The sequence below is a fragment of the Escherichia sp. MOD1-EC6162 genome (assembly GCF_002965125.1).
In the GTDB taxonomy this organism is placed as follows: Bacteria; Pseudomonadota; Gammaproteobacteria; order Enterobacterales; family Enterobacteriaceae; genus Escherichia; species Escherichia marmotae.
Map to the genome: position 1 here is coordinate 25,368 of NZ_PTSB01000018.1, position 25,277 is coordinate 50,644.

The window sequence follows — 25,277 nt, forward strand, 5'->3', positions numbered from 1 at the left end:
AAAATATATAAACAAGGTCAAGCAATATAGTTGGAAATAGAAATGCACGGATATTTAATGTTTGCTATAGCACTCTCACCTTTGCTCCTTATGGTATTTCTGATTCTGAAACTGAAGATGCCTATCCATTATTCAGTTCTGATATCACTGGCATTCACTGCTGTTTTATCTGTCCTGTTCTGGGACATGCCAGTACAAAATCTTAAAGCCTCCGTGAGTTATGGCGCACTCAAAGGGTTATGGCCGATAGTGATTGTGATCCTCGGCGCGATATTCAGTTATAACGTGATGCAGGCAACCAAAGCGCTGGATATTCTCCGCGATATTCTCGCCAGTATTAGCGAAGATAAGCGTATCCAGGTACTCCTTATTTCGTGGTGTTTTGGTGGTTTTCTTGAAGCTGCCGCCGGTTACGGTACAGCGGTCGCAATCCCTATCGGTATCCTCATCGCGCTGGGATTCAACCCACTGAAAGCCGCAATTGCTTCACTGGTTGCTAATACCGTACCTACAGCGTTTGGGGCAGTGGGTATTCCGGTTTCGATTCTGGCCGAACAGGTTAACCTGTCGGTTTACACCTTAGGTGGCACAATTATTCTGCAATTGGCGATTTTTAATCTCCTGCTGCCCTTTGTCATTATTGGTATTATTGGCGGCGGTGTGAAAGCAATTCGCGGCGTATTCCTTATCACGCTGCTATGTGGCATTGCGACACTTGTTCCGCAGTATTTTGTTGCCATACATCTCGGTGCCGAATTACCCGCTTTTGCTGGCAGCCTGGTTAGCCTTTTCACTGTCGCAATTGCCAGCCGTTTACGCAAAAGAGACGTAGATCCCGAGTGGCGTATTGAAGCCAGCCATACCCGTGAAATGGCACCACGCTCAGTAAAGGTGCTGTTTCGGGTCGGCTCTATTTACCTGTTCATTTTTATCTTTATTCTGCTGTGCTCACCGTTATTCCCAACGATAAAGGCAGCAGCATCTCAGTTAGCTTCAGCACTGCATTTTTCACTGGTCGATGGTGGAACATTGGTGTTAAAAATCGAATGGCTCACGACGCCAGGAATGCTGATTATCTTTGCGACTATTCTCGGCGGTTTTATTCAAGGGGCTTCAGCACGCGGTATGCTGGAAGTTTTTGTCAAAACCGTGCTCCAACTTAAAAATTCTATTATTGCAATTATGGCTATTGTCGCTATGGCAACAGTTATGGATCTCAGCGGCATTATTTCTACGCTGGCACAGTCAATTGTCGACCTCACAGGAAGTTCATATGTCTTCCTCGCCCCGGTCATTGGTGCTCTGGGTACTTTCGTCACTGGTAGCGACACTAACTCGAATATTTTGTTTGGCAAACTGCAAACTATTGCAGCCAGTAAGTTACATATCGATCCCAACTGGCTGGCGGCGGCAAATACCTCCGGTGCAACGGGAGGAAAAATGATTTCGCCACAAAGTATCGCCATTGCCGTTTCAGCCACGAAAATGGAAGGACAGGCTAATCAAATAATGTCTGGCACCATGAAATATTGCTGTGCCTACATCGCGATACTTGGCTTAAAAGTTGGCCTCTTTTATTTCTGGTTTATGCGATAATATGCTTTTATATTTGTCAGAACACAAATAAAGGCTAAGTAACAAAAATCTTATCTCCAGAATGCCAGGATGTTCTTTATATCTTCCAGAACATCCTGCTGTTTTCCTCCACTACGCTAAGTATGACAGACTCTATTTTTATGCCCGGTAATCTTATTCATACTTAGCTTACAAGATAACCTCCTGAAGTTGTCTGACTCTTTCCCGATATTCTCCCGGAGTACAAGCAAACTCGCGGACAAAAGCCTTGTGAAAAGATGATTCACTGGCATAGCCTACCGACTCAGCAATCACCACAACAGGGAGCGTTTCCCGGGAAAACATCTGGGCCGCTATTTGTAGGCGTAACTTTGTTAATACAGCCAGTGGCGTAGTTCCGGAAACATCACGGAAAAGTTGGGCAAAACTTGCCCTGGACATGTGAGCGATGCTGGCCAGTGATTCGACGGTCCAGGCGTGTCCGGGCATTTCCAGCATTTGCTGGATCACCGCACCAAGACGCGGATGCAGTAGCAAACTGAGAATGTTTTTCTCTGTATTAGCCTGTGCAATCCATTCACGTACCGCGAGTGTAAATAGTGTCGCGCAAACCTGGCTACACAGTGCATCCGCTCCCGGCATTGCCGATCTGGATTCCTGTTGTAAAAAAGGAATCGCTTCCCTCAGCCAGTGAAATTCCACACTGTCGCTTTCCGGTGCCAAAACCAGCACTTCCGGCAAAGAGGTTAAAAAATAACGCGCCGAACGTTGCAGTCGAAGAGTGCCGCAGACAATACAGGTCGATTCATTTTCGACGTGACTCAGGCGATGCGCTGAATTGTGTGGTAACAGAACCACACTCCCTGAGCGTAACGTAAAGGTCTGCCCCGTCGGTATTTCCAGTTTCGCCGCACCTTGTGTTAGCGCATGCCAACGAATAACCGACAGTTCTCCTGCGCCATGTGGAAGCTGCCAGTCGCTTCCTAACTCGCAATTTTTATCGATCGTTCCTTGTGGAGCGTTAAGCATCAACAAACGGCTAAGGGCATCCATATCAGACTCCTGAGTAGTTATTGATTACAGACAGCAGCAATCTTATATAAGCATTAATCTAATATCATCAACTAGTTAATCATCATCGTCATATTGTGACCCTGATTAAAAAACAATAAACACAAGACGATAAGACAAAATTTTAAGCGTTGTGAAGAAATATTATTTTTGCCTTTACGTCTATAGTCATTATGTCAAATGAATACGTTTCGACAGGAAATTATCATGAATAAATATCAGGCAGTTATTATTGGTTTTGGTAAGGCAGGAAAAACATTAGCCGTCACGCTGGCTAAAGCGGGTTGGCGTGTGGCCCTCATCGAACAATCGAACGCAATGTATGGCGGGACTTGTATTAATATCGGCTGCATCCCGACCAAGACGTTGGTTCATGATGCACAACAGCACGTAGATTTTGCCAGTGCCATGCAGCGTAAAGATGAGGTCGTCAGTTTATTACGCGATAAGAATTTCCATAATCTTGCAGATATGACCAATATCGACGTGATCGACGGACAAGCGGAGTTTATCGATAACCATATTCTGCGCATTCATCGACCTGAGGGAAATCTGGAGATTAGTGGCGAGAAAATTTTTATTAATACCGGTGCGCAAACCGTGATTCCGCCAATTCCCGGAATAACCACAACGCCTGGCGTCTATGACAGTACCGGATTACTGAATCTGAAGGAATTACCCGAGCATTTAGGTATTTTGGGCGGGGGATATATTGGCGTTGAGTTCGCCTCTATGTTCGCCAATTTTGGCAGTAAGGTTACTATTTTCGAAGCCGCGCCTCTGTTTTTGCCTCGTGAGGATCGGGATATTGCTGATAATATCGCGACTATTTTACGCGAACAGGGCGTCGATATTATCCTCAATGCCCATGTGGAGCGAATCAGCCACGATGAAAATAAAGTGCAAGTGCATACCGGGCACGCCCAACTGGCGGTGAATGCATTGTTAATAGCTTCCGGCCGTCAACCGGCTGCTGCTTCGTTAAAGCCAGGAAATGCCGGTGTCGCGGTAAACGAGCGCGGAGCAATTGTCGTTGACAAGCAATTACATACCACAGCGGACAATATTTGGGCGATGGGAGATGTTACCGGCGGGCTACAGTTTACCTATATTTCACTGGATGACTTCCGCATCGTGCGCGATGAGTTACTGGGAGAAGGCAAACGTAGCACAGACGATCGGAAAAATGTGCCTTATTCCGTATTCATGACTCCACCGCTGTCCCGGGTTGGTATAACGGAAGAGCAGGCCAGGGAAAGCGGCGCGGATATTCAGGTGGCAACATTACCTGTAACAGAAATTCCGCGCGCCAGAGTGATGAACGATACCCGTGGGGTATTAAAAGCGATTGTCGATAATAAAACCCAACGCATATTAGGGGCATCACTGCTGTGTGTTGATTCCCACGAGATGATCAATATAGTGAAAATGGTGATGGATGCCGGACTGCCTTATAGCGTATTACGCGATCAGATTTTTACTCACCCGTCGATGAGCGAATCGCTCAATGATCTATTTTCATTAGTCAAATAACCCAAAAATCAGACGCCAGGACAAATATTCTGGCGTCTCAGAGAAAAGCATTTTATTAGCTTTTGCTTATTCTATAACTTCTTAATCACTTCATTGATGGTATTTTATATGTTTAAAAAAACTGTTTTATTTGCAACGCTATTATCTGGCGTTATGGCTTTTTACACCAATGCAGATGACAAAATAGTTCTGAAACATGTCAGCGTCTCGTCAATATCAGCCTCACCAACAGTTCTGGAGGATGCCATTGCCGATATTGCCAGAAAATACGATGCTTCATCATGGAAAGTCACCTCAATGCGAATTGATAATAACTCAACCGCAACGGCAGTATTGTATAAATAAGGATGTTTACAATGGAAAAATACCTGCACCTGTTAAGTCGGGGGGATAAAGTTGGCCTGACATTGATTCGACTGAGCATTGCGATTGTTTTTATGTGGATTGGGTTATTAAAGTTTGCCCCTTACGAGGCAGACAGCATTACACCATTCGTCGCGAACAGTCCGTTAATGTCGTTCTTCTATGAACATCCGGAAGACTACAAACAGTATCTGACTCACGAAGGCGAATACAAGCCAGAAGCCCGGGCATGGCAAATTACCAATAATACCTATGGTTTTTCCAATGGCCTTGGCGTCGTGGAGGTGATGATTGCGCTACTGGTTTTGGCTAACCCTGTTAACCGGTGGTTGGGTTTATTGGGAGGACTGATGTCATTTGCCACACCTCTGGTAACACTCTCATTTTTAATCACCACACCTGAAGCCTGGGTGCCCGCACTGGGGGATGCTCATCATGGTTTTCCTTATTTATCCGGTGCCGGTCGTCTGGTGTTGAAGGATACCCTGATGCTGGCTGGCGCAGTCATGATAATGGCCGATTCAGCACGGGATATCCTCAACCAACGAAGTCATGAATCATGTTCAGATTTTAAAGTTTAAATTCTTATAATCAGAACAGAATTTGTTTCTCATTATTCAGGCGTCAGTCTTCTCTTTGTACAGGCGAGGCTGACGCTATTTTGATGCTCAATGTTTCTTTGTTGAGTATATAAACTTCCTGATATAAAGCATCGACATTATTCACATTAGCCTGTATTGGAAAATTTAGTACCTGTGTCCTTATTCCCAGCGACGAAGAGTGCGCGAATGCTCCCCAGCCTGCTGGAGAGCATCGGAGGTTAATTAAATATTCTTATCAAAGAAAACGTCTAATTTTTGCGTCGCCTGGTCAACGTATTCAGGCACCCAATAGGTCTCAATATGGGTAGCGCCATCGATCAGGAAGAGTTCTTTGTTTTTCGTACCTGTGGCTTTAGCGAATGCATCTTCAGTCATGTACAACGTATCCGCTTTTGTACCGGCAATCATCAGCAGTGGTTGATTGATGAGATCGATATGGTCTGTCACGTCAAAGCTCATCAGATCCAGCAAACTGCTTGTGGTGTATTTAAACGTTGAATTTGGATGTGCGTGCGTTTTCCAGTAATACTCGTAGCCCTGTCGGTACAAAGCAAATGGCAATTTAGCGATCTGTTCATCAGTCAGGTTGGCATCACCGGAGTAAAGCACTTCACCTCCGGCTGCTTCCTGAGCGCGTGCGTCAGAAGCCTGCTGGAGCCGCTGCTGGATAATATCCAACTGTGAATTCTGAAAACCATTACGCCGCACAAGACCTGAATTAAACATGCTAATGGTGGCAATCGATTTGAAGCGTTTATCCGTCTCAGCGGCAACAAGTGAATAGCCGCCTCCTCCACAAATCCCCAGCAAGCCAATACGGGTGCTATCAACACCGGGATACTGACTGATGAAGTCAGCCATGCCGTGGATATCTTCAATACGATTTGCGGGCTTGTCTACGTTACGCGGCAGACCTCCGCTGGCCCCCTGATAAGCAGCATCGGCGGCGATGGTAATATATCCGTGTTCTGCCAGGCGTTGGGCATATAACCCGGCAACCTGCTCTTTTACGCCACCATTAGGGTGAGCCACCACGATTGCCGGATATTTTTTCGCAGGATCATAGTTAGCCGGTGTATACACATTTGCTGCAATTTGAATGCCATGGAGATCATATTTCACCGGATGGATATTGACCTTACCTGCGACATTCTCGGTGATAGCCCCGTCATAAACGAGAGTAAATGGGTTCTTTTTGTAATCTGCTGCATTGGCTGAGGTGATACCGACTACCGCCGTCATCAGCATTGCACTTAAAAGAGTCAATTTCATGGTTTCTCCCGATAAAAATGCGTGTTCATAAGGCAAGCGAGATGGAACATTCAGACACAGGGTAGAGAGAAAAAACTGTCAGCATCATGACCGCTAAATAACATTTTTGTCAGGAAACGCCCCTGACAATCGCGTTTTCTGTTGTCGGTGGTTGAAATGAGAGAACGCAGACCCTTTCCCTGACCTGATTTATGAATCAGGCTGATTAACCCTATCGGTAAAGCTCTCTCAAATGCACATAAATATGTTGCTATACTCAACCTGACTTAAGCGGTTGTGATATACCCCGTATAAAATAAGTCACTTATAACAGTTCAACAAATAAAATTCACAGCTTCCGGGTTAATAATTATTATATATACCATGGCAAGGATATTAATATGGCGACACTTGAGCAACTTATCATTTTCTTTCTTCTTATTGGCGTTGGCGTTATAGCTCGTAAAGTGGGAGTCATTACACCAGGAAACACTCCCCAACTCACATCTCTTGTTTTTAACTTTGCGATGCCAGCCATTATACTTTCCGGGATAACCACTGACCAACCACATATTTCCGGAAAAGAACTTTCCATCGTCCTTGCATCTGCATTTACTGCGCCTATTTTACTGATTATTTGCAGCCGTATACTGGCAAGAGTTTTACGATATGAAAGAGAATATCATGGTGTGGTTACTGTTATGACAACATTTACCAATATTTCCATGATGGGGATCCCAATGATATATTCATTGTATGGCGCTGAAGCCATGATTTATATCACTGTGTTTTTACTCCCATATAACTTATTATTCTTTTCATATGGCTATTACTGCATGAAAGACCAGAGTGGAAATGCTGAAGCGCTTAGCTTGAGAAATATGTTAAACGTCATCAACCCAGGGATTATTGCCTGTATCCTTGCTTTGATTTTATATATTTCAAATATACACATTCCTTACGTCATTGCACAACCAATCAAAATGCTGGGCGCAATAACTGGCCCGGTTTCAATGCTACTGATTGGCTCATTCCTGTTAGACATCGAATGGAAATCTGTTTTTAAGGATGTAAAAGTATGGGTATTCACTTTTTTTAAAATGGTCATTATTCCGCTTGTCATTATATTAATAATGAAGTTATTCATTACAAATGGGCTATTACTGGGTGTCCTGCTGGCTGCGGTAGCGACACCGACTGGTGCCGGAACTCCCTTATTAGCTCAGATGTTAAATAAAAAAATTTATCCGTTAGCTCTTAAAGGTGCAACGTTAACCACACTGGTGTCACTTATTACGATGCCTCTCGTAGCAATGATGACAGGTATTGGATAATACCTGGAGCACTATTTGAAGCCATAATAAAACATCAGAGATAATATATGAGCCATAAAACTTCCTTCAAAAAAACGGTCGGTAATGTTTTGTTGTCCGGACTGATATTTTCTGTTTCTGGTTGCGCAATGCACAACATTCAGAGCCAAAGTGCAGAACCGCATATTGTATTACAAACCCAGGGAAGCTTTACTGTAGGTGGTACAACGGTAAAACATTCAGGCACATTTTCAGAACAAAATTTTCTGTCTCCTGATGGTCAGACAGCTTATGGCGATCATGCTTACGTCTTCTACCAAATTCCGGTAAATACACATAAATATCCTCTGGTCTTCCAGCATGGCGGGGCACAAACCAAAAGAACATGGGAAAGTACACCAGATGGACGCGATGGATTCCAGAATATTTTCCTGAAAAAAAACTATAGTGTTTATCTCGTTGACCAACCCCGTATGGGTGAAGCCGGTTTATCAACCAAAGATGATACGGGTAAAAATCCCTGGGCGGGCAATCCTATGTATGCCGACAAGACATTTTTTCTGTTGTCCCGTGTTGGCAATGAACAGGGCGTATTTAAAAATTCGCAGTTTCCTGACAATCCTGAAAGTATTGAAGCATTCCAGCGTTCCTGGAATCCCTACTCAGGAGAACTTGATAATGAGCTGAATGCGAAAACACTTGCTCAGTTATTTGAAAAAATTGGCCAGGGTATTTTAATCACTCACTCGATGGGCGGCACTATTGGCTGGAGAACCCCCTTTTATACCGACAATGTAAAAGCTATTGTTGCTTATGAGCCAGGTGGAACACCATTTATCTTCCCGGAAAATGAGATGCCATCCCCGGTGAAAACCACATTTGCCCCCTTGAGCGCTTCCGCGATGGGAGTTCCCATGAACGAGTTTCTCAAACTCACGCGGATCCCAATCATTATTTATTATGGCGATTTTATTGCTGAAAAACCGGATACGGCCGTTGGCCCGGATAAATGGAGAAGTGAATATGAAATGGCAAAGCAATTTGTTATGGCCATCAACCGTCACGGTGGAGATGCTACCCTTGTCCATCTCCCTGATATTGGCATCAAAGGCAATTCTCATTTCCTGATGGCGGAAAAGAATAATCAGGAGATTGCCGGGATAATGGCATCGTGGTTACACGATAAAGGACTCGATAAATAAACCAGTGCCCTAAAATCATTAATGGAGCGGGATAAATATTATGCGCCTTTTACTTATAGAAGATGAAGAGAAAACCTCGACATATATCAGCCGTGCATTAAAAGAATCAGGGTTCATCGTTGATATTTCTGCCAATGGCGCTGAAGGGCTTCATTATGCGCTGGAATTAGACTACGACGCGATAATTCTTGATGTGATGCTACCCGGAATGGATGGTTATCAGGTACTGGAAGGCGTCCGGGCCAGGAAACAGCCCCCCGTACTGATGCTGTCAGCACGGGGATCGGTCGACGAACGCGTCAAAGGGCTGCGTCTGGGAGCAGATGATTATCTCCCTAAGCCCTTTTCACTCATTGAATTGGTGGCGCGTATTCAGGCGTTGGTGCGTCGCCGCCCTACGGATGGCGCAGACATCACTCAGCTTCATATTCAGGATCTGCATCTCGACTTACTGGCGCGCAGGGTATTTCGCGGAGGAACGAGACTGGAACTAACCGCGAAAGAGTTTTCCCTGTTGAGTTTGCTCGCTCGCCATCAAGGGGAGATCCTGTCAAAGATGATGATTGCCGAACAAGTCTGGGACATGAATTTTGATAGTGATGCCAATGTGGTTGAAGTCGCTATTAAACGTTTACGCGCCAAAGTTGATGCCCCATTCGACGTTAAGTTGCTTCATACCGTTCGCGGCATGGGGTATGTCCTCGAAGTCCGGCCTGAGTAAATAAAGGGGATAAGCATGCTCAAGCGTTCCATCTCTGTCCACCTGGCGCTGATGTTTGCCTTATCCGCGCTGCTGATTGTTTCCGTTATTGGCATCCTGCTCAGAAGCTCTTTGCATGATTCCTTACAAAAACAGATGCACAACGAACTGTTGTTCAGGGAATCATTGATGAGTCCGTGGATCACCGCTCGAACCTCAGCCGACGGTTGGTCCACGCTTGCCAATAAATTCACCGTATTAGCCAGTTCCGAAGGTGAGCGCGTGCGCTACTGGATAGTCAGCGATAACCCGCGTTTCAGCGTGGGAGGAATACCGCCAGTGGGAGTTCAGTGGTCTTCTTTGCGGGAGGGATTTAATAAAGTACCCGGCGCATCAGAGGGCGCATGCTCGCTGTTTCTGTTAGTGAAAACGATTCCGGCAAACGGTGAAAGACCTGAGTTACGTTATGTGGTCGCCATTGACTCCACGCCGTACATGGGCACGCTCAATGCCTTTACGCGGACACTGTTGATCATTACTGCTCTGGGCGTAGCGATCGTCGCCCTGCTGGGCTACGTTGTTTCAAAGATTGGCCTGCGTCCGGTGGGAATGCTCAGTAAGCAGGCGCAACATCTCGCACCAGGGGATCATAGTCAGCGACTGGATGCCAGAGCCTTGCCCGAAGAGTTGCAGCAACTGGCCTCATCATTTAATGGCGTGCTGGAGCGCCAGGAAATCGCCTGGCGGCAACTTGAAAGTTTTAATGCTGATGTTGCTCATGAACTTCGCACGCCGCTGACTAACCTGATTGGCCAAACGCAACTGGGGCTATCACGACGACGATCTTATGAAGAACTGGAAGAATTATTGGGCTCGAATCTGGAAGAGCTTGAACGTATGACGTCTATTGTCAATGACATGCTGTTCCTGTCTCATGCCCACGCGGGGGAACATGCGTCTCAGCTTAAACAAGTCTCCTTGCGAGAAGAAACCCTTAAGACAGCAGAATATGTCGAGCCTTCTTTTACAGAAAAACAGCTTTCGCTGGATGTTGAAGGCGATGTCACTGCGCTTATCGATCGGCGGCTGTTCCACCGCTCACTGGCCAATTTACTGGAAAATAGCGCAAGACATTCCCCCTCCAATAGCACGATTACCGTGCGGTTAAGCGAAAGAGATAATCAGGCCTGTGTTGAAGTTTCCAATCCGGGCGATCCGATAGCACCTGAGCACTTACACCGGCTTTTTGAGCGGTTTTATCGCATCGACACCTCCCGGGCAAGAAGTGATGCCCATCATGGGTTGGGTCTGTCGATTGTGCGCGCCGTCGCTATTATGCACCGGGGAGATGCCTTTGCCCGTAGTGAAGGTGGCATCAATACATTTGGCCTCACCTTTGCGATGCAAGCAAATAAAACAGCGGGCATTCGCCTTCAGGCACTGAGTCTGGTGCAGCGTTAACTGACAAAATTGTCAGGGAGGCGTCAGCCTGACGACATGTCACGCTGATTAGAATCATTGCATCCCCTCCATCATCGTAGATAAGGACGCTTTGCATGATCAGACAGTTACGTTATCTCGGGTTACTACTGCCACTCTTCACCGCTTCATCCTGGGCAGTGGAGCAAAATGCCGCTGTCCATATTGCTCCCGCCGGAAGCCAGAATGCGGTGTACGGATCAGCGGAGAACTTTACCGGTCGTGTCCGGGTTGATCCGCTGTTCAACGCAGACAACGACATCCGTGTTTCCGCGGCTTATGTCACCTTTGAACCAGGCGCTCGCTCCGCCTGGCATATTCATCCGGCTGGTCAGCGGCTGATTGTGACCGCTGGTGTTGGGCTCACCCAACAAGAAGGCCAGCCGGTACAGGTGATCCGTGCTGGCGATGTTGTCTCTTGCCCGGCGGGCGTCAAACACTGGCATGGCGCAGCCCCCGGTAGCGCGATGACACATCTGGCAATAACCGGCGTGGTGGATGGCAAAAGCGTTAACTGGAAGGAGTTAGTGACAGATGAACAATACCACGCCCATTAAGATATTAACGGCAGCGGTACTGCTAACCTTTGGTTTTGCGCTTACCGCAAATGCTGCGCTCATCAATAAAGGAGCTACCAAAATGAATCATGAATACACGGTTTCAGATACGCTTTCAGCTCGCCAGCAGGCCATCCCGTTGATTGCCGCCTCAATGGCCAGCAGTCAGATGGATAAGCTGAATGCAGCACTTAATCAGGGACTTGATGCAGGACTCACGATAAACGAAGCTAAAGAAATTCTCATCCAGCTCTATGCCTATACCGGATTCCCCCGCAGCCTGAATGCTCTGAATGAGCTGATGAAAGTCGTCGAAGCACGTAAACAACGTGGCATCGAAGACATTGAAGGTAAAGAGCCAATCGCCCCGGTTCCCGTCGGGGATGAGCTTCGCCGTGTCGGTATCGCAAACCAGACTAAAATCGCAGGAGCGCCTGTCCAGGGACCACTGTTTGATTTTGCGCCCACGATAAATCAATTCCTGCAAACGCATCTGTTCGGGGACATTTTCGCCCGCGATAACCTCGACTGGCAAAGCCGTGAACTGGCAACAGTTGGCGCATTAGCAGCCACGCCAGGCATTGAAGCCCAATTGTTGTCACATACGCGAGCAAGCATGAGAGTTGGCCTGACAGCAGCGCAGTTACGGCAGTTGGCACAGGTTCTGCGTGAACATGGTGACCATGATGCGGCCACAAGATCTGAAGAGGCACTGCAAAAAGCGATTGAAAGCAAATAGAGAAGGTCGCCATGCAGACTGGCCCCCTGATCAGAGAACATATGTGATTCATCATCCGCATTCATGAATCTGCCAAATAGAGGCAATCAAGGGGGCAAAATAATTAACGCTGGTAACTCAGATATGATTGAACGGCAACCATAACAGAGGATGTAATCTTGAAAACTGTCTTAAAAACGCTGGCTATCTGCATGATGGCAGGAGGTCTGGCGGCGCAGTCGGTCTCTGCCGAACCATTGGTCATTCAGGAACAAGGAAGCTTTTCTGCCGGGGGCACCATCATCACCGAGCCAGGAACATTTGATGCGAAAAAGCCGCTGGACTCGGCGGGGCAAACTTATCATGGCGATCATGCGTCAGTGTTCTACCAAATCCCGGAGAATCCGCATAAATATCCCATCGTTATGCTACACGGCGCAGGTCAATCTTCCCGTACCTGGGAAAGTACGCCGGATGGTCGTGAAGGATTCCAGAACATATTCCTGCGTCGCGGATTCTCCACGTATATTGTCGATCAGCCGCGTCGGGGTGATGCCGGACGTACCACTGTAGAAAGTACGGTTACACCAAAACCCGATGAGCAGATGTGGTTTAACCAGTTCCGTGTTGGCGTGTGGCCAGCGTATTTTAAAGGCGTCCAGTTTTCCCACGACAAAGAGGCACTGAATCAGTATTTCCGCCAGATGACCCCGAATACAGGGCCGTTTGATGTCAATGTCATCTCTGATGCGATGTCTGCCGTAGTAGATAAATCAGGTCCGGCAATCCTCTTCACTCACTCTCAGGGTGGTGGTCCAGGCTGGTATACCGCGATAAAAAACAACAAGGTAAAAGCCATTGTCGCCTTCGAGCCAGGAAGTGGCTTTGTGTTCCCGGAAAAAGAACTCCCACCCCCTATGCCAAGTGCGTTCGACACGCTGAAGGGTGAACCAGTGCCAATGGAGCAGTTTATGGCGCTGACTAAAATCCCGATTCTGATTATTTACGGCGATAACATACCGGATAAGCCTGTAGCCATGCCCGCGCAGGACAGTTGGCGAGTACGCCTGGCAATGGCGCGTACGTGGCGTGACGTGGTTAACAAGCATGGTGGGGATGTGACGGTGACGCATCTGCCTGAAGTAGGGATAAAAGGTAATACCCACTTCCCGTTCTCTGACCTGAATAATGTGCAAATCGCTGATTTGGTCAGTAAATTCATTCATGACAAAAAACTTGATTAATTAAGCAAAGGGGGCTGACTCGCGCTCCCTTTATGTTGGGACTTCCCATATTCCGTCACATCAGGATACAAACTGATACTCTTTCCTTTCCGCAATGAGAGGCACGAAAGAATCTTCATGATTTGATGGCATTCATCGTTGTTGCGCGTAAAAGGAGTTTCACCAGAGCAGCGGTTCAATTTTGTGATTTATTGGTAAATATAAAGAATCGCTGCTCTGAATTACTCCGTTACTCAGCCATTCAGTGAAGCCATGTCAATGACAAAACGATGCGCCATATCCCCTTTTGCAAGGCGGGCAAAAGCATCGTTTATCTGATCAATATTGATCATTTCACATTCGGGATAGACATTATGCTTCGCGCAGAAATCCAGCACTTCCTGTGTTTCTGCAATACCACCGATGAGTGAACCTGCAACACGGCGACGCCCCATAATCAGAGGGATCGTTGAAGGTTCTTCCACAGGACCAACCTGGCCAACAATAACTAATGAACCATCAATATCTAGTAATGGGGTGTAGATATTCAGGTCGTGTTTAACGGGAACTGTATCGATAATCAAATCGAATGCGCAGGCTGAGCTTTGTAATGCCTCGGGGTCTGAAGACGGGAGAATGCCTTTTGCACCGAGCGATTTTGCCTCATCCTCTTTGCTTTTCGTCCGGCTAATCACAGTAACGTCAGCCCCCATCGCAACGGCCAGTTTTACCGCCATATGGCCTAATCCGCCTAACCCAATAACACCAACACGGCTGCCAGGGCCAACATTCCAGGTACGTAATGGTGAGAACGTGGTGATACCTGCACAGAGAATCGGCGCGGTTTTCGCTAAATCCATATTTTCAGGGATCCGCAGGACAAATTCCTCACGTACCACAATATGTTTGGAGTAGCCTCCCTGAGTGATTTCGCCGCTAATCCGATCCTTAGCACCATAAGTTGGCGTCATCCCGTGGCGGCAATACTGCTCTTCGCCCTGCTCACACTGGTCGCAGTGCATACAGCTATCGACCATACAGCCAACGGCAACATGATCACCTACCTGATATTTTTTAACCCCCTGCCCCACTGTTCTCACGACACCAACAATTTCGTGCCCCGGAATTAACGGATAAGGTTGTGGCCCCCAGTCGCCATTAACTGTATGTAAATCTGAGTGACAAACGCCACAATAAAGAATTTCAATAGCAATATCATTGTCACGTAACTCACGACGTTTAAAATGATAAGGAACCAGCTTTGCGTCGGCAGAGAGTGCAGCATAACCAATAGTTTTCATAACGTGCCTCTTCATTGTGAAATGATTAATAATTTAAGGATCATATCCTTAAAGCACTGGCTAAAAGCCATATTGTCTGAATGTGACTACTTTATAAAATAAAGCCTGTACGCTCAGATAAAACATCCTCATCCAAATGATATAGCTCAACAAATACTAAAATCAGTCATGTATTTTTACGCCAAGACAACCACGAACAAACTCAGGATTAAAATGTTTTACGGATTCGCCAACATAGCCTAAATCGAGTGAACTAATTTGTTCCATTTCTTCATCTGTCAGGGAAAAATCCCAGATGGCGAAATTTTCCTCAATACGGTGTTGATGAGTCGATTTCGGTATAACAACTACGCCTCGTTGAATATTCCAGCGCAGGATTACCTGAGAAATCGATTTCTGGTGAGTATTTGCAATACTCTGAAGCATTTTGTTTTCAAATGGCTTATGTCTTCCACCGCCTAATGGAGCCCAGGCTTCAGGCTGCACATTATAGTACTTCATCGTTGCCAGCGCCTCAGGTTGAGCAAAATAGGGATGCAGTTCCACCTGGTTTACCATTGGTTTTACTCTGACAGTTTCACAAAAATTTGCTAATACATGAGGATAGAAGTTGGAAACACCAATCGCTTTCAGTTTCCCCTCATCATAAGCCTCTTCCAGGGCGCGCCACGCACTGAAATAATCGCGCATTGCCTGGTGCAATAAATAGAGATCAAAGTATTCAAGGCCCGATTTTTTTAACGATGCTTCGATTCCTGCTTTTGCTGTATCGCGATCGACCATGTCCTGTACCCAAAGTTTTGAGGTAATAAATAATTCCTCTCGGGTACAAAGACCTTCCGAAATGGCCTCACGAACCGCTTCACCGACAGCATCTTCATTACCGTATACCGCAGCAGTATCGATAAGACGATAACCTGTCCGGATAGCACTCAACACCGACTGTTTACACTCTTCTTTATCGGTAACCTGAAAAACCCCAAAACCGACCATCGGCATTTTAAGATTGTTGCTTAATACAGAAAATTCCACGGTAAGCACCTCCATCACGTATGGATCATTATTCTAAGTTAAAATACAACTCCCGATTAGTATGCAAATTGTGATTTCACTTATGCAGATAATTCATTAATAAAATAGACCCACCTGGTTACGAGGCCATTCAAATCTGCATTCTGGCGGATTAATGAATTTTGTTCATAGCCCCTGACAAATCCTTCCGTCTAATCTCATCACTCCCTTTACGTTATGCTTCCCGTGAACAATAACGGGAGGTAACACCATGCAAACTGTAAAACTGAACAACGGTATTGAAATGCCCTTGCTGGGTTTTGGTGTATTTCAGATGACAGATGCCGCCGAATGCGAAAGAGCGGTTATTGACGCTATTGACACCGGTTATCGCCTGATTGATACCGCCGCTTCATATCAGAATGAAACCCAGGTTGGGAATGCGCTAAAACAAAGTGGTATTGCGCGTAACGAACTCTTTGTCACCACTAAACTCTGGTTGCAGGATACGAATTACGAAGGTGCCAAAGCCCAGTTCGAACGCTCACTGAATCGACTGCAACTTGATTACGTTGACCTGTATTTGATTCACCAGCCATACGGCGATGTCCACGGTGCCTGGCGCGCCATGGAAGAACTGCAACAGGCAGGCAAGATCCGCGCTATTGGCGTCAGTAACTTCCACCCTGACCGACTGGCTGACCTTATCGCCTTTAATAAAGTCGTTCCGGCGGTGAACCAGATTGAAGTTAACCCCTTCAACCAGCAATTACAGGCCGTTCCGTGGATGCAAAGTCGTGGTATTCAGCCAGAAGCCTGGGCACCGTTTGCGGAAGGTAAAAATGGTCTGTTCCAGCATCCTGTATTGGCGGCAATAGGCAAGAAATACGGCAAAAGCGTGGGTCAGGTTGTTTTGCGCTGGATCTACCAACGAGGCATCGTTTCGCTGGCGAAATCAGTACGAAAAGAACGCATGGAAGAAAACATTAACATTCTTGATTTTGAACTCAGTCCTGAAGATATGCTGCAGATTACTGCCCTTGATACTGCAACCAGCGCGTTCTTCTCTCACCGCGATCCCGCAATGGTGGAATGGCTGACTGGCCGCAAACTTGATGTTTAAGCCGCGATAAAAGAGGTATTCATTCAATGCAAAAACGTTATCTGGGTAAATCCGGACTCGAAGTCTCCGCCCTTGGACTCGGTTGCATGGGCTTGAGCTACGGCTACGGTCCGGCAACAAATACCCGTCAGGCTATCGAACTCATTCGCGCTGCCGTTGAACGTGGCGTTACCTTCTTCGATACCGCCGAAGTGTATGGTCCGTATCTGAATGAAGAAGTTGTTGGCGAAGCCTTAAAACCGTTTCGTGACCGCGTGGTGATTGCCACTAAATTTGGCTTTACCTTCGGTGATGATAATAAGCAGCAGATTTTAAACAGCCGCCCGGAACATATCCGTGAAGCCGTTGAAGGATCATTACGCCGTCTGAAGACAGATGTTATTGACCTGTTGTATCAACACCGTGTCGATCCAGATGTCCCGATTGAAGACGTTGCTGGAACGGTGAAAGACCTTATCGCAGAAGGTAAAGTCAAACATTTCGGTCTGTCCGAAGCGGGTGCGCAAACCATTCGTCGTGCACATGCAGTACAACCTGTCACCGCCCTGCAAAGCGAATACTCCATGTGGTGGCGTGAGCCTGAGCAGGAAATTCTGCCGTTGCTGGAGGAGCTGGGAATTGGTTTTGTGCCATTCAGCCCATTAGGTAAAGGTTTTCTGACGGGGTCAATTAAACCAGGGACAACTTTTAGTAAGGATGATTACCGCAGCACCGTACCGCGTTTCGCTGCACAAGCCATTGAAGCCAATGAAAAACTGGTCACGTTGTTGGGTGAGCTGGCTGCAGAGAAAGGGGTAACGTCTGCCCAAATTGCACTGGCCTGGCTGTTAGCACAAAAACCGTGGATTGTTCCCATCCCGGGCACCACTAAACTGCACCGGCTGGAAGAAAACCTGGGCGCTGTCGACATTATTCTTTCGCAGAAAGATACACAGCAGATAACCCAGGCACTGGAAACAATTAAAATCGTCGGTGAACGTTACTCGCCTGAGCACCAGGCACGCGTAGGTCGTTGATGCCCAAACGGGTCCACAGCAAAATGCGGACCCGTTATTCCGAGTAGCGAAGTGCATCGATCAACAGCGCAAAAGCAGGCGGGTGCTGCTTACGGCTGGGATAGTAAAGATAATATCCAGGGAAAGAAGGACACCACTCCTGTAAAACCTGAATAAGTTCGCCTGACTTTACATAATCCTGAACCGAGTTTTCGGGAACACAGGCGATACCAAATCCTGATAATGCTGCATCAATTCTTTCTGGCAGCAGATTAAACGTCAGTTGCCCATCAACTCTGACCCGTAACGGTTTGCCTTCTCGCTCAAACTCCCAGTGATAAATTCCACCGGCAGTTGGCAAACGCATATTGATACACTGATGATTTTGTAGATCGTGAGGCGTTTCTGGTAAGGAATTAGCCGCAAAATACGCCGGTGCTCCCACCACGGCCATCCGCATATCAGGTCCAATCTTCACGGCAATCATATCTTTATCCACACTTTCACCCAGACGGATCCCGGCATCAAAGCGGCCTTCAACAATATCGACAAAACCGTTATCTACCACCAGTTCAACATTGATTTCGGGATACTCCCTGAGGAACGGTTTTAGCTTCGGCCAGACCAGACTGCGCGCAGCATGTTCCCCGGCAGATAAACGAATATTCCCGGAGGGCGTGCCGTTCAGTTGAATAAGTGATTCCAGCTCCTGTTCAAGCTCGTCAATACGAGGCTCAAGACAGGCAATTATTCTCTCCCCTGCTTCCGTGGGAGCCACGCTGCGGGTAGTTCGGGTTAAGAGGCGGATATTTAGCCTTTCCTCCAGCGCCTTAATCGCATGGCTGAGAGCAGACTGAGAAACACCGAGTTTGCCCGCGGCTTTGGTAAAACTTCGCTCCCTTGCCACCACAAGAAATATTTGCAATTCGTTGAAGTTTTCTTTGAGCATTGGCAATTTCCTTGTAGAAGCATTCCCTTCAAAACGCACTCATGAAGGGTGTTCATAGACACAATCATTTTAGCCCCATTATTGACAATAATGATAATTGATATTCTGGCTGTATCGAAAATAAGGCTGAATTATCAGAAGGTTTATCATGAAAATACTCGTTGCAGGAGCGACAGGAAGCATTGGCATTCATGTTGTGAATACTGCTATTGCAATGGGCCATCAGCCCGTGGCTCTGGTCAGGAATCGGCGGAAAATCAAATTACTCCCTCGTGGAACAGATATTTTCTATGGCGATGTTTCAATACCTGAAACACTCACCGATTTACCGAAAGATATTGATGCCATCATTTTTACACTTGGCTCCGATGGTCAGGGACGTATTGGTGCCAGAGCGATAGATTACGGCGGTGTACGTAACATTTTGCGAAGATTCATGGCTACACCTGTTCGCATCGCCCTGATGACAACAATTGGCGTTACTGAGCGCCTCAGTAGCTGGAATCAACGTACTGAAGTTCATGACTGGAAAAGACGAGCTGAACGCCTGGTCAGAGCCAGTGGGCATACCTACACTATCGTCAGACCCGGCTGGTTTGATTACAACAATGATGATGAGCACAGAATCGTTATGCTTCAGGGGGATAGACGCCATGCGGGAACACCGGAAGATGGTGTTATCTCCCGGGAACAAATCGCCCAGGTTCTGGTAACTGCTCTGAGCAACGATGCAGCAAAAAATAAAACGTTCGAACTGGTCGCAGAGCGAGGAGAAGCACAGCAGGATCTCACCCCTCTGTTTGCAGAGTTGCAAAGTGATAATCCACAAAAAAATGATGGGGTTTTCGATATAAACAATATGCCCCTTACTGAAGAACCGGAATGCATTATTAACGACCTGAATCTGTATTCAAAAAAATCAAAAATCTGACAACGTTGTCATATGACAGTCAGTCTTATGACAGCTTAGAACTGTATATTTACATATCAAGAAGGAGGAGGCTCCTCCTGATATTCGTCAACTTCCAAATATATCGTTCAAAACAGGTATCAGATATGAAAGCACTACTAATTACTGCATTATTCATGGGATTCATTTCGGTAAATACCGCATCTGCTGCTAAGGAGATTCGTCATGCAGATGGCAAAGAAAAGATTGGTGTAGTTTCAGTCAGTAATGCCCTGACGCTTGATGAGGTATCAAATGCGCTTTCTCGTAAAGCTGATGAGCAAGGAGCAACGTCGTTCAAAATCCTGTCTACGACTGGGAATAACAAACTGCATGGTGTTGCTGAAATCTATAAGTAAATAGTAACTGACTGTTTATCATGAGCATCGATTCCATGACTTGCCCTTACGGCGAAAATACAGCCTCTGCGGGCTGTAAATACGGTGCTCTCTAAATGTGAATAGCACAATTACGCGGGGATATTACAAGAAGAGCAGAGTAATCTTCAGGGCCAATTTCAGGTGTCGAATATGGATCACTTTTGTGCGATTAGTAATAATTGATGTAATACATCTTTTCAAATTTGTGATACACCTCAAAAAATTGGTTGACCAAACTCGCTATCTATATACAAGGCGCTTATGAGGTGCGCTCTTTTTAAAGCGAGGAAATACCAATGAAAGAGAATAAGATACAGGAAATCAGTAATAAACTGATTAATATTGTTGTTTTTGTTGCAATTGTAGAATATGCCTATTTATTCCTCCACTTCTATTAATTACATCAAAAAACAATTCCCTTAGGTGATATTTAATATATGTATATTCTACCTCCTTCATAATAGCTATGCCTGTGGGAGAGGTATTTGTACTGTTTCAAAGGGAAGCTTAAAAAAACCGTATTTGTGCCGCACTGAAAGAGATTGCGCATTGAGTCAGCATTTTAGTTACCCAATGCGCATGTTGGTTCACTAAATTGCTACTTTGGCTGTGTGATAAATAATCAGCCGGTAAAGCAGAGCTTACCCACATTCTCAAATGCTTTCATACTGCTCCGCGGGTCGCGTCGTAAATCAGCAGTTCGGCTGCTGAATAGTGCCGTTACCAACGATAGCCAACAACATCTCTCACTTCCGGCACGTTCGGTTAGCTGCAGGAATCCCGCATATCCAGGTGGTCATAGGATTTTGTTGAAATTATCTGGACGAGAATGTATCTTTATTGTTATGTTATAACGTAACAGGAAGAAGTAATGAAACAAAATATCCATCCTGAATATCGTACCGTGGTGTTCCACGACACCAGTGCTGATGAGTACTTTAAAATTGGCTCCACTATCAAAACAGACCGTGAGATTGAACTGGATGGCGTAACGTATCCGTATGTAACGATTGATGTCTCTTCAAAATCACACCCGTTCTATACCGGGAAACTGAGATCCGTTTCATCAGAAGGAAATGTGGCGCGATTTACCCAGCGTTTTGGTCGTTTTGTTAGCACGAAAAAGGGGGCATGATGAAAGTCCTTAACTCTCTGCGCACAGCAAAAGAACGCCACCCAGACTGTCAGATTGTGAAGCGAAAAGGACGGCTATATGTTATTTGTAAATCTAATCCCCGTTTTAAGGCTGTTCAGGGGCGCAAGAAAAAGCGTTAACTCTGAGTTCGAAGGTTCAACAATACTTGTCTGGCTGGTCGCATAATCATGCCTGATTAATGCTGGTGTATTCAGTACGCCAGCATTAACTCACCTACTGCTGACGCTGTGTATTAGCTGCATCAATTGCTTTTTGATACCACTTTTCAGCCAGTTGGGGATTTTTCTCGACGCCCAATCCCAGTGAATAAATATCACCTAAAGCCACAAAACTGGGGGCAGTGATATGATCCATTCTGTTGATATGTTTAAGATAAAGGTTTATCGCTTTTTGGTAATCGCGCTCTACACCATAACCTTGCTCATAAAGTTTCGCCAGACGATACTGCGCCGTAATATCATTATGTTTATCGCCGTTCTTATAATATTCCGCTGCTTTTTTATAGTCCTGAGAAACGCCTAATCCTCTTTCATAAATAATCCCAAGATAACGTGCAGCTTTCATTTCTCCCGCTAAGTCAGCTTGCTCAAAAAGGCTTAAGGCTTTGGCATAATCAAACGGTACGCCATACCCATTAAGATATAAAATCCCTAAATCCAGTTTCGCTCGGGGATTTCCGCTGGCTGCTGATTTCGTCAACCATTTAAAAGACTGAGCGTAATTCACCGTTTGATTGTAGTTTCCATTTAGGTATGCTTCCCCCAATCTGGCTTGTGCTTCTGCATCTCCTTGAGCAGAGCGTGTAAGTATTTCATCAAAATTCATTTTTGATGCCGTATCTGCATATACAGATGCAGAAAAAAATAGAATTACAAATAATAATGTCTTCATTCTGTCTCTCGGCAAAAATGACTGCCAACACGTTACCTGATGACAGTCTGGTCTATTTTTTATTGTTTACGTTGGTTAAATAACCATTCGCGAATAGGTTCTATGCTGTAAGCAATACGCCATGTGTTACGATGCCCACTTGCCCCTTCTCGCGAAGAGTATTCATCAAATACACTGTCTTTTATAAAAACGGTATAACGGATATTAGTTTGTTCTTCAAACAAAGTGTCGGCAGCAAATCGATATTGCTCAGGCTCCCACTGGCCATTCCATGCCGCGCGAGAAACCTTTCCGCCAAATTGCTCAAGACGTTCAGTAATCGCGTTGAAGCTGGGAAAAGCTCCTGAATCATCCTCTGAGGCCATAAACCATAATTTGTTTTTAGCTATTGGAGCAACCTGTTCCGCATCCCACTTTCCTGCAACCAGGTAACTTGCTGTGAAAAAATCAGGATATTTAATATTCATGGCGATGGCCAGCATACATCCCCCTGACTGACCAGTAACATAAATACGCACAGGATCTATTTTATATTCTTTTACCAAATACTGAACAAGATTTATTGTTGTATCAAGCAATGTTGAGGTACGCCAGTCATCATCAGCAATGATTTCATTATATTGAGGAGCTAAAACATAACAGGGGCGTTTCATTTGCTCTTCAGGTTCTGCCCAAATTACTGCGCCTAACCCCTGAAACAGAGTCGTTGTAACTTGTGCACTGGTAGCCCCTGCATCATGCATAAAAAGAACCAGTGGTAATGGTTTATTTTGTTCTTCAGGAATAAAGAAATTATATTTTAGTATTTTCCCGCTTTCTTTATCTTTATATTCATCTTGTCTAAAACTATCCACTACCAGGTTTGAAACGGCGTTAGTTTCCAGTGTAGTATTTTGTGTGACGACAACAGCAGAAGCATCTTTATATTTAATTGTTTGGTTTAGTTTTTCTCCTGCAACCCAGGTAGGTTTACCTTGCCCTTGTTTGGGCGCTGCTTTTTGTATTGTTGGATCCGTTATAGTTTCTTGCCATTCATTTTGTGGTTTGCTGTGTTCCAGTTCAAGTATCGCGTACTTACCTGATTTTGCTTCAACCAAAGCTGTTGACTGGCTGACAAATGTTTTATTGATGTGATAATTTTTTACACTAAACTCTATTGTTGAAAGTTCTTCCTTGTTTATAGGTTTTTCAAATTCTACAGCGATCGCAATAAGTCGAACTCCGTCACCAAAAACTTGTGTAATAGCTGTAGCATTTATTGCTTTGTTATTTGTGTTTGCAAATACAATGCGAGGCATTGAAACAATTAAAGCACCCGCAACACTTTTAATTAAAAACTCTCTGCGCGTCGGCATAAATGCCCCTTTACTTCTGATAAAAAGTAGATGAGTATCAGTATGAACAAGGACTATGATTTTTCAACTTTATCATTCGCACTTATATTTAACTTATCTTCAGTGCTAACTCTGTACCTCGTTTTATCGGTAATGTTATAGAAATGAAACCATTCTGTGGATCACGAACATAAGATAAAAAATCTGGTTCTGCGTTATCATTTAATATATATCCTCCCACTCGTAGCTGCGGCGCAACAACCTCAGTAACCTGACGAGCAAGACTTGGGCCATCAGCAAGAGGGAAACCATCAATAAGAATAAAATCGACAGGACCACCGAGATCTTTCAGCGTTTCTCTCGCATCACCGACACGAATATCAACAAAAGACGTAAGACCAGCCTCTGCCAGATTTCGGGACGCGACTTCAGCCTTTTCCCGAACCATTTCAGAACCAATCACCAGTCCGCCACCATTATCTTTCATCGCAGCGGCAAAATAGAGTGCTGACATACCTACAGAAGTTGCAAAGTCCACAACACGAGTGGCTTTCATTGCCCGGCACAGTAAGTAGATAAGTTCCCCCTGCTCTGGGGCTATGGAAAAGCCATAACCGGAAAATTTTTCAGGATCAAGTACAGGAGCTTCGCGAAACATCTCCTGCGGGGGATGTTTACGTTCATTATTCATGCGTTCCAGAACACGTATAACCTGGGGATCACGAATGGGGCTGATGCTATTATTTAATCGACTCATAAATAAGGACCTGTATTTTATGAAGTGATGTTACCTGGTTGTTTTCATACACCATGTTATGATCATTGCTTATGTTGTTGGTATAGTGATACCATTTTTGGTACTGGTCAAGTACCAAAAATGAATACAGGAGTAAATGTCTTTGATGAACAAGAGCGAAGTGAGTACACCGGTGCGACGGGGAAGACCCAAAAGTGCGGGACTTGATGAGCGTAAGAAAGCAATAGTTATTGGTGCGTATAGTGCCTTCATTGAGCTTGGTTTTGCCCAAACCTCAACCACAGAAATTGCTCGTCGGGCAAAAGTATCAAAAAGAACAATTTATGAAGTATTCAGTAATAAAAAGGAAATTTTTTCTGAAGTAATTAAAGAATATAAAACCCTGTTCCTCGATCTTCCAAGACCGGAAAACGAGGTGCTTCCTATTAATGAAACTCTGTTTCGCATATTCCGATTAGATATAGGTCAGGAAGAAGCTAAAGAGAGAGAAGCACTCTTAAAATTAATGACACGTGAATCAATTCTTTTTCCAGAGCTTTCAGACTATTTATATGCCACTAAAACGCTTCATTCAAGAGAACTGTTAATAGAATGGCTGGATATTCAACAAGCTCAAGGGCGTATTGCTGTTAAAAACACGGGTAATTGCGCGGGGATGCTAATGGATATTGTTTTTGGCGCATTAATTCCTCGTCGATGGGTTTTGGACGTTAATGAAGATCAGACACTAACACCTGAAGGTCGTCAGCAGCAACTTGAGGAAATAAAAGAACGTATCGAAACCGTTATACAAGGGATCAAAACTGAGCCTGCTCATCCATAGCATTTGATGGACGTTTTTTAT

26 protein-coding genes and 1 pseudogene are annotated in these 25,277 nt (G+C 45.4%); 19 read left to right on the forward strand and 8 right to left on the reverse strand.

All coding sequences use genetic code 11. The features are described 5' to 3' along the window. Positions 1–42 precede the first annotated feature (42 nt). Positions 43–1,596, forward strand: coding sequence for an L-lactate permease (locus tag A9587_RS15440; protein ID WP_024191840.1), 1,554 nt, complete (start codon positions 43–45; stop codon positions 1,594–1,596). Positions 1,597–1,764: 168 nt separating this feature from the next. Here the strand turns inward: A9587_RS15440 and rclR are convergent, their stop codons facing one another. After that, positions 1,765–2,628 (reverse strand): reactive chlorine-specific transcriptional regulator RclR, encoded by an 864-nt coding sequence (gene rclR / locus A9587_RS15445; protein ID WP_000339576.1) that lies wholly within the window; start codon positions 2,626–2,628, stop codon positions 1,765–1,767. Between the two features lie 225 nt (positions 2,629–2,853). On the opposite strand from rclR, the gene rclA reads away from it, so the two are divergent. The 3 genes from rclA to rclC all read left to right on the forward strand — a co-directional run bounded on the left by rclA (position 2,854) and on the right by rclC (position 5,123). Beyond that, entirely contained in the window at positions 2,854–4,179 is a 1,326-nt protein-coding gene (gene rclA, locus A9587_RS15450; protein ID WP_105263632.1) for a reactive chlorine resistance oxidoreductase RclA, read from the forward strand. Positions 4,180–4,287: 108 nt separating this feature from the next. Beyond that, positions 4,288–4,524, forward strand: a complete 237-nt coding sequence (gene rclB / locus A9587_RS15455) for a reactive chlorine resistance periplasmic protein RclB (RefSeq protein WP_105263631.1) — start codon at positions 4,288–4,290, stop codon at positions 4,522–4,524. Between the two features lie 11 nt (positions 4,525–4,535). After that, the gene (rclC, locus tag A9587_RS15460) at positions 4,536–5,123 is read left to right on the forward strand and encodes a reactive chlorine resistance membrane protein RclC (RefSeq protein WP_105263630.1); all 588 of its coding nucleotides are present in this window, start codon (positions 4,536–4,538) and stop codon (positions 5,121–5,123) included. Positions 5,124–5,366: 243 nt separating this feature from the next. Here rclC and A9587_RS15465 read toward each other — a convergent pair whose 3' ends face one another. Further along, complete coding sequence (locus A9587_RS15465) at positions 5,367–6,392, reverse strand: alpha/beta hydrolase (protein ID WP_442899308.1); 1,026 nt, start codon at positions 6,390–6,392, stop codon at positions 5,367–5,369. A gap of 404 nt (positions 6,393–6,796) precedes the next feature. Here A9587_RS15465 and A9587_RS15470 point away from each other — a divergent pair, with 404 nt between their 5' ends. From A9587_RS15470 to A9587_RS15500, 7 genes and pseudogenes are all read left to right on the forward strand, one after another. Then, on the forward strand, positions 6,797–7,729 hold the full coding sequence (locus tag A9587_RS15470; protein WP_105263628.1) for an AEC family transporter: 933 nt from the start codon (positions 6,797–6,799) through the stop codon (positions 7,727–7,729). 47 nt (positions 7,730–7,776) lie between these two features. Further along, entirely contained in the window at positions 7,777–8,910 is a 1,134-nt protein-coding gene (locus A9587_RS15475; RefSeq protein ID WP_105281925.1) for an alpha/beta hydrolase, read from the forward strand. Positions 8,911–8,950: 40 nt separating this feature from the next. Beyond that, the gene (locus A9587_RS15480) at positions 8,951–9,631 is read left to right on the forward strand and encodes a heavy metal response regulator transcription factor (protein ID WP_105263627.1); all 681 of its coding nucleotides are present in this window, start codon (positions 8,951–8,953) and stop codon (positions 9,629–9,631) included. A 15-nt stretch (positions 9,632–9,646) separates the two neighbouring features. Then, a pseudogene (locus A9587_RS15485) lies at positions 9,647–11,103 on the forward strand (heavy metal sensor histidine kinase). A gap of 63 nt (positions 11,104–11,166) precedes the next feature. Then, a complete protein-coding gene (locus tag A9587_RS15490; RefSeq protein WP_105263625.1) occupies positions 11,167–11,646 on the forward strand; it encodes a (R)-mandelonitrile lyase in 480 nt (159 codons plus the stop codon). Next, positions 11,624–12,385, forward strand: a complete 762-nt coding sequence (locus A9587_RS15495) for a carboxymuconolactone decarboxylase family protein (protein ID WP_105263624.1) — start codon at positions 11,624–11,626, stop codon at positions 12,383–12,385. The genes A9587_RS15490 and A9587_RS15495 overlap by 23 nt, the downstream gene beginning before the upstream one ends. A gap of 158 nt (positions 12,386–12,543) precedes the next feature. After that, positions 12,544–13,608, forward strand: a complete 1,065-nt coding sequence (locus A9587_RS15500) for an alpha/beta hydrolase (protein ID WP_016248379.1) — start codon at positions 12,544–12,546, stop codon at positions 13,606–13,608. A 233-nt stretch (positions 13,609–13,841) separates the two neighbouring features. Here A9587_RS15500 and A9587_RS15505 read toward each other — a convergent pair whose 3' ends face one another. Both A9587_RS15505 and A9587_RS15510 read right to left on the reverse strand, forming a co-directional pair. Then, complete coding sequence (locus A9587_RS15505) at positions 13,842–14,888, reverse strand: NAD(P)-dependent alcohol dehydrogenase (RefSeq protein ID WP_105263623.1); 1,047 nt, start codon at positions 14,886–14,888, stop codon at positions 13,842–13,844. Between the two features lie 162 nt (positions 14,889–15,050). Further along, complete coding sequence (locus A9587_RS15510; RefSeq protein ID WP_001515806.1) at positions 15,051–15,920, reverse strand: aldo/keto reductase; 870 nt, start codon at positions 15,918–15,920, stop codon at positions 15,051–15,053. A 250-nt stretch (positions 15,921–16,170) separates the two neighbouring features. Here A9587_RS15510 and A9587_RS15515 point away from each other — a divergent pair, with 250 nt between their 5' ends. Together A9587_RS15515 and A9587_RS15520 are read left to right on the forward strand one after the other, a co-directional pair. Further along, positions 16,171–17,022, forward strand: a complete 852-nt coding sequence (locus A9587_RS15515) for an aldo/keto reductase (protein WP_001195264.1) — start codon at positions 16,171–16,173, stop codon at positions 17,020–17,022. Between the two features lie 26 nt (positions 17,023–17,048). Further along, entirely contained in the window at positions 17,049–18,038 is a 990-nt protein-coding gene (locus tag A9587_RS15520; protein ID WP_001172297.1) for an aldo/keto reductase, read from the forward strand. Between the two features lie 34 nt (positions 18,039–18,072). Here the strand turns inward: A9587_RS15520 and A9587_RS15525 are convergent, their stop codons facing one another. Next, positions 18,073–18,966 carry a LysR family transcriptional regulator gene (locus A9587_RS15525; protein WP_000910707.1) on the reverse strand — a complete coding sequence of 298 codons (894 nt, stop codon included), beginning with the start codon at positions 18,964–18,966 and terminating at the stop codon, positions 18,073–18,075. 148 nt (positions 18,967–19,114) lie between these two features. Here A9587_RS15525 and A9587_RS15530 point away from each other — a divergent pair, with 148 nt between their 5' ends. The 5 genes from A9587_RS15530 to ykgO all read left to right on the forward strand — a co-directional run bounded on the left by A9587_RS15530 (position 19,115) and on the right by ykgO (position 21,570). Then, positions 19,115–19,897: an SDR family oxidoreductase gene (locus tag A9587_RS15530; RefSeq protein ID WP_105263622.1), complete on the forward strand. Its 783-nt coding sequence runs from the start codon at positions 19,115–19,117 to the stop codon at positions 19,895–19,897. A 125-nt stretch (positions 19,898–20,022) separates the two neighbouring features. Further along, positions 20,023–20,274, forward strand: coding sequence for a DUF1471 domain-containing protein (locus A9587_RS15535; RefSeq protein WP_105263636.1), 252 nt, complete (start codon positions 20,023–20,025; stop codon positions 20,272–20,274). A gap of 317 nt (positions 20,275–20,591) precedes the next feature. Then, positions 20,592–20,693 (forward strand): small membrane protein YkgR, encoded by a 102-nt coding sequence (gene ykgR, locus A9587_RS15540; RefSeq protein WP_000662202.1) that lies wholly within the window; start codon positions 20,592–20,594, stop codon positions 20,691–20,693. Between the two features lie 473 nt (positions 20,694–21,166). Beyond that, positions 21,167–21,430 carry a type B 50S ribosomal protein L31 gene (locus A9587_RS15545; RefSeq protein WP_000812360.1) on the forward strand — a complete coding sequence of 88 codons (264 nt, stop codon included), beginning with the start codon at positions 21,167–21,169 and terminating at the stop codon, positions 21,428–21,430. Beyond that, positions 21,430–21,570, forward strand: a complete 141-nt coding sequence (gene ykgO / locus A9587_RS15550; protein WP_000866436.1) for a type B 50S ribosomal protein L36 — start codon at positions 21,430–21,432, stop codon at positions 21,568–21,570. The genes A9587_RS15545 and ykgO overlap by 1 nt, the downstream gene beginning before the upstream one ends. A 94-nt stretch (positions 21,571–21,664) precedes the next feature. On the opposite strand, the gene A9587_RS15555 is transcribed toward ykgO, so the two are convergent. The 3 genes from A9587_RS15555 to A9587_RS15565 all read right to left on the reverse strand — a co-directional run bounded on the left by A9587_RS15555 (position 21,665) and on the right by A9587_RS15565 (position 24,433). After that, positions 21,665–22,342 (reverse strand): tetratricopeptide repeat protein, encoded by a 678-nt coding sequence (locus A9587_RS15555; RefSeq protein ID WP_001515804.1) that lies wholly within the window; start codon positions 22,340–22,342, stop codon positions 21,665–21,667. Positions 22,343–22,401: 59 nt separating this feature from the next. Beyond that, the gene (locus tag A9587_RS15560) at positions 22,402–23,697 is read right to left on the reverse strand and encodes a prolyl oligopeptidase family serine peptidase (RefSeq protein WP_105263621.1); all 1,296 of its coding nucleotides are present in this window, start codon (positions 23,695–23,697) and stop codon (positions 22,402–22,404) included. An 88-nt stretch (positions 23,698–23,785) separates the two neighbouring features. Further along, the gene (locus tag A9587_RS15565; RefSeq protein ID WP_105263620.1) at positions 23,786–24,433 is read right to left on the reverse strand and encodes an O-methyltransferase; all 648 of its coding nucleotides are present in this window, start codon (positions 24,431–24,433) and stop codon (positions 23,786–23,788) included. 145 nt (positions 24,434–24,578) lie between these two features. On the opposite strand from A9587_RS15565, the gene A9587_RS15570 reads away from it, so the two are divergent. Then, positions 24,579–25,256, forward strand: a complete 678-nt coding sequence (locus tag A9587_RS15570; RefSeq protein WP_105263635.1) for a TetR/AcrR family transcriptional regulator — start codon at positions 24,579–24,581, stop codon at positions 25,254–25,256. Positions 25,257–25,277 lie beyond the last annotated feature (21 nt).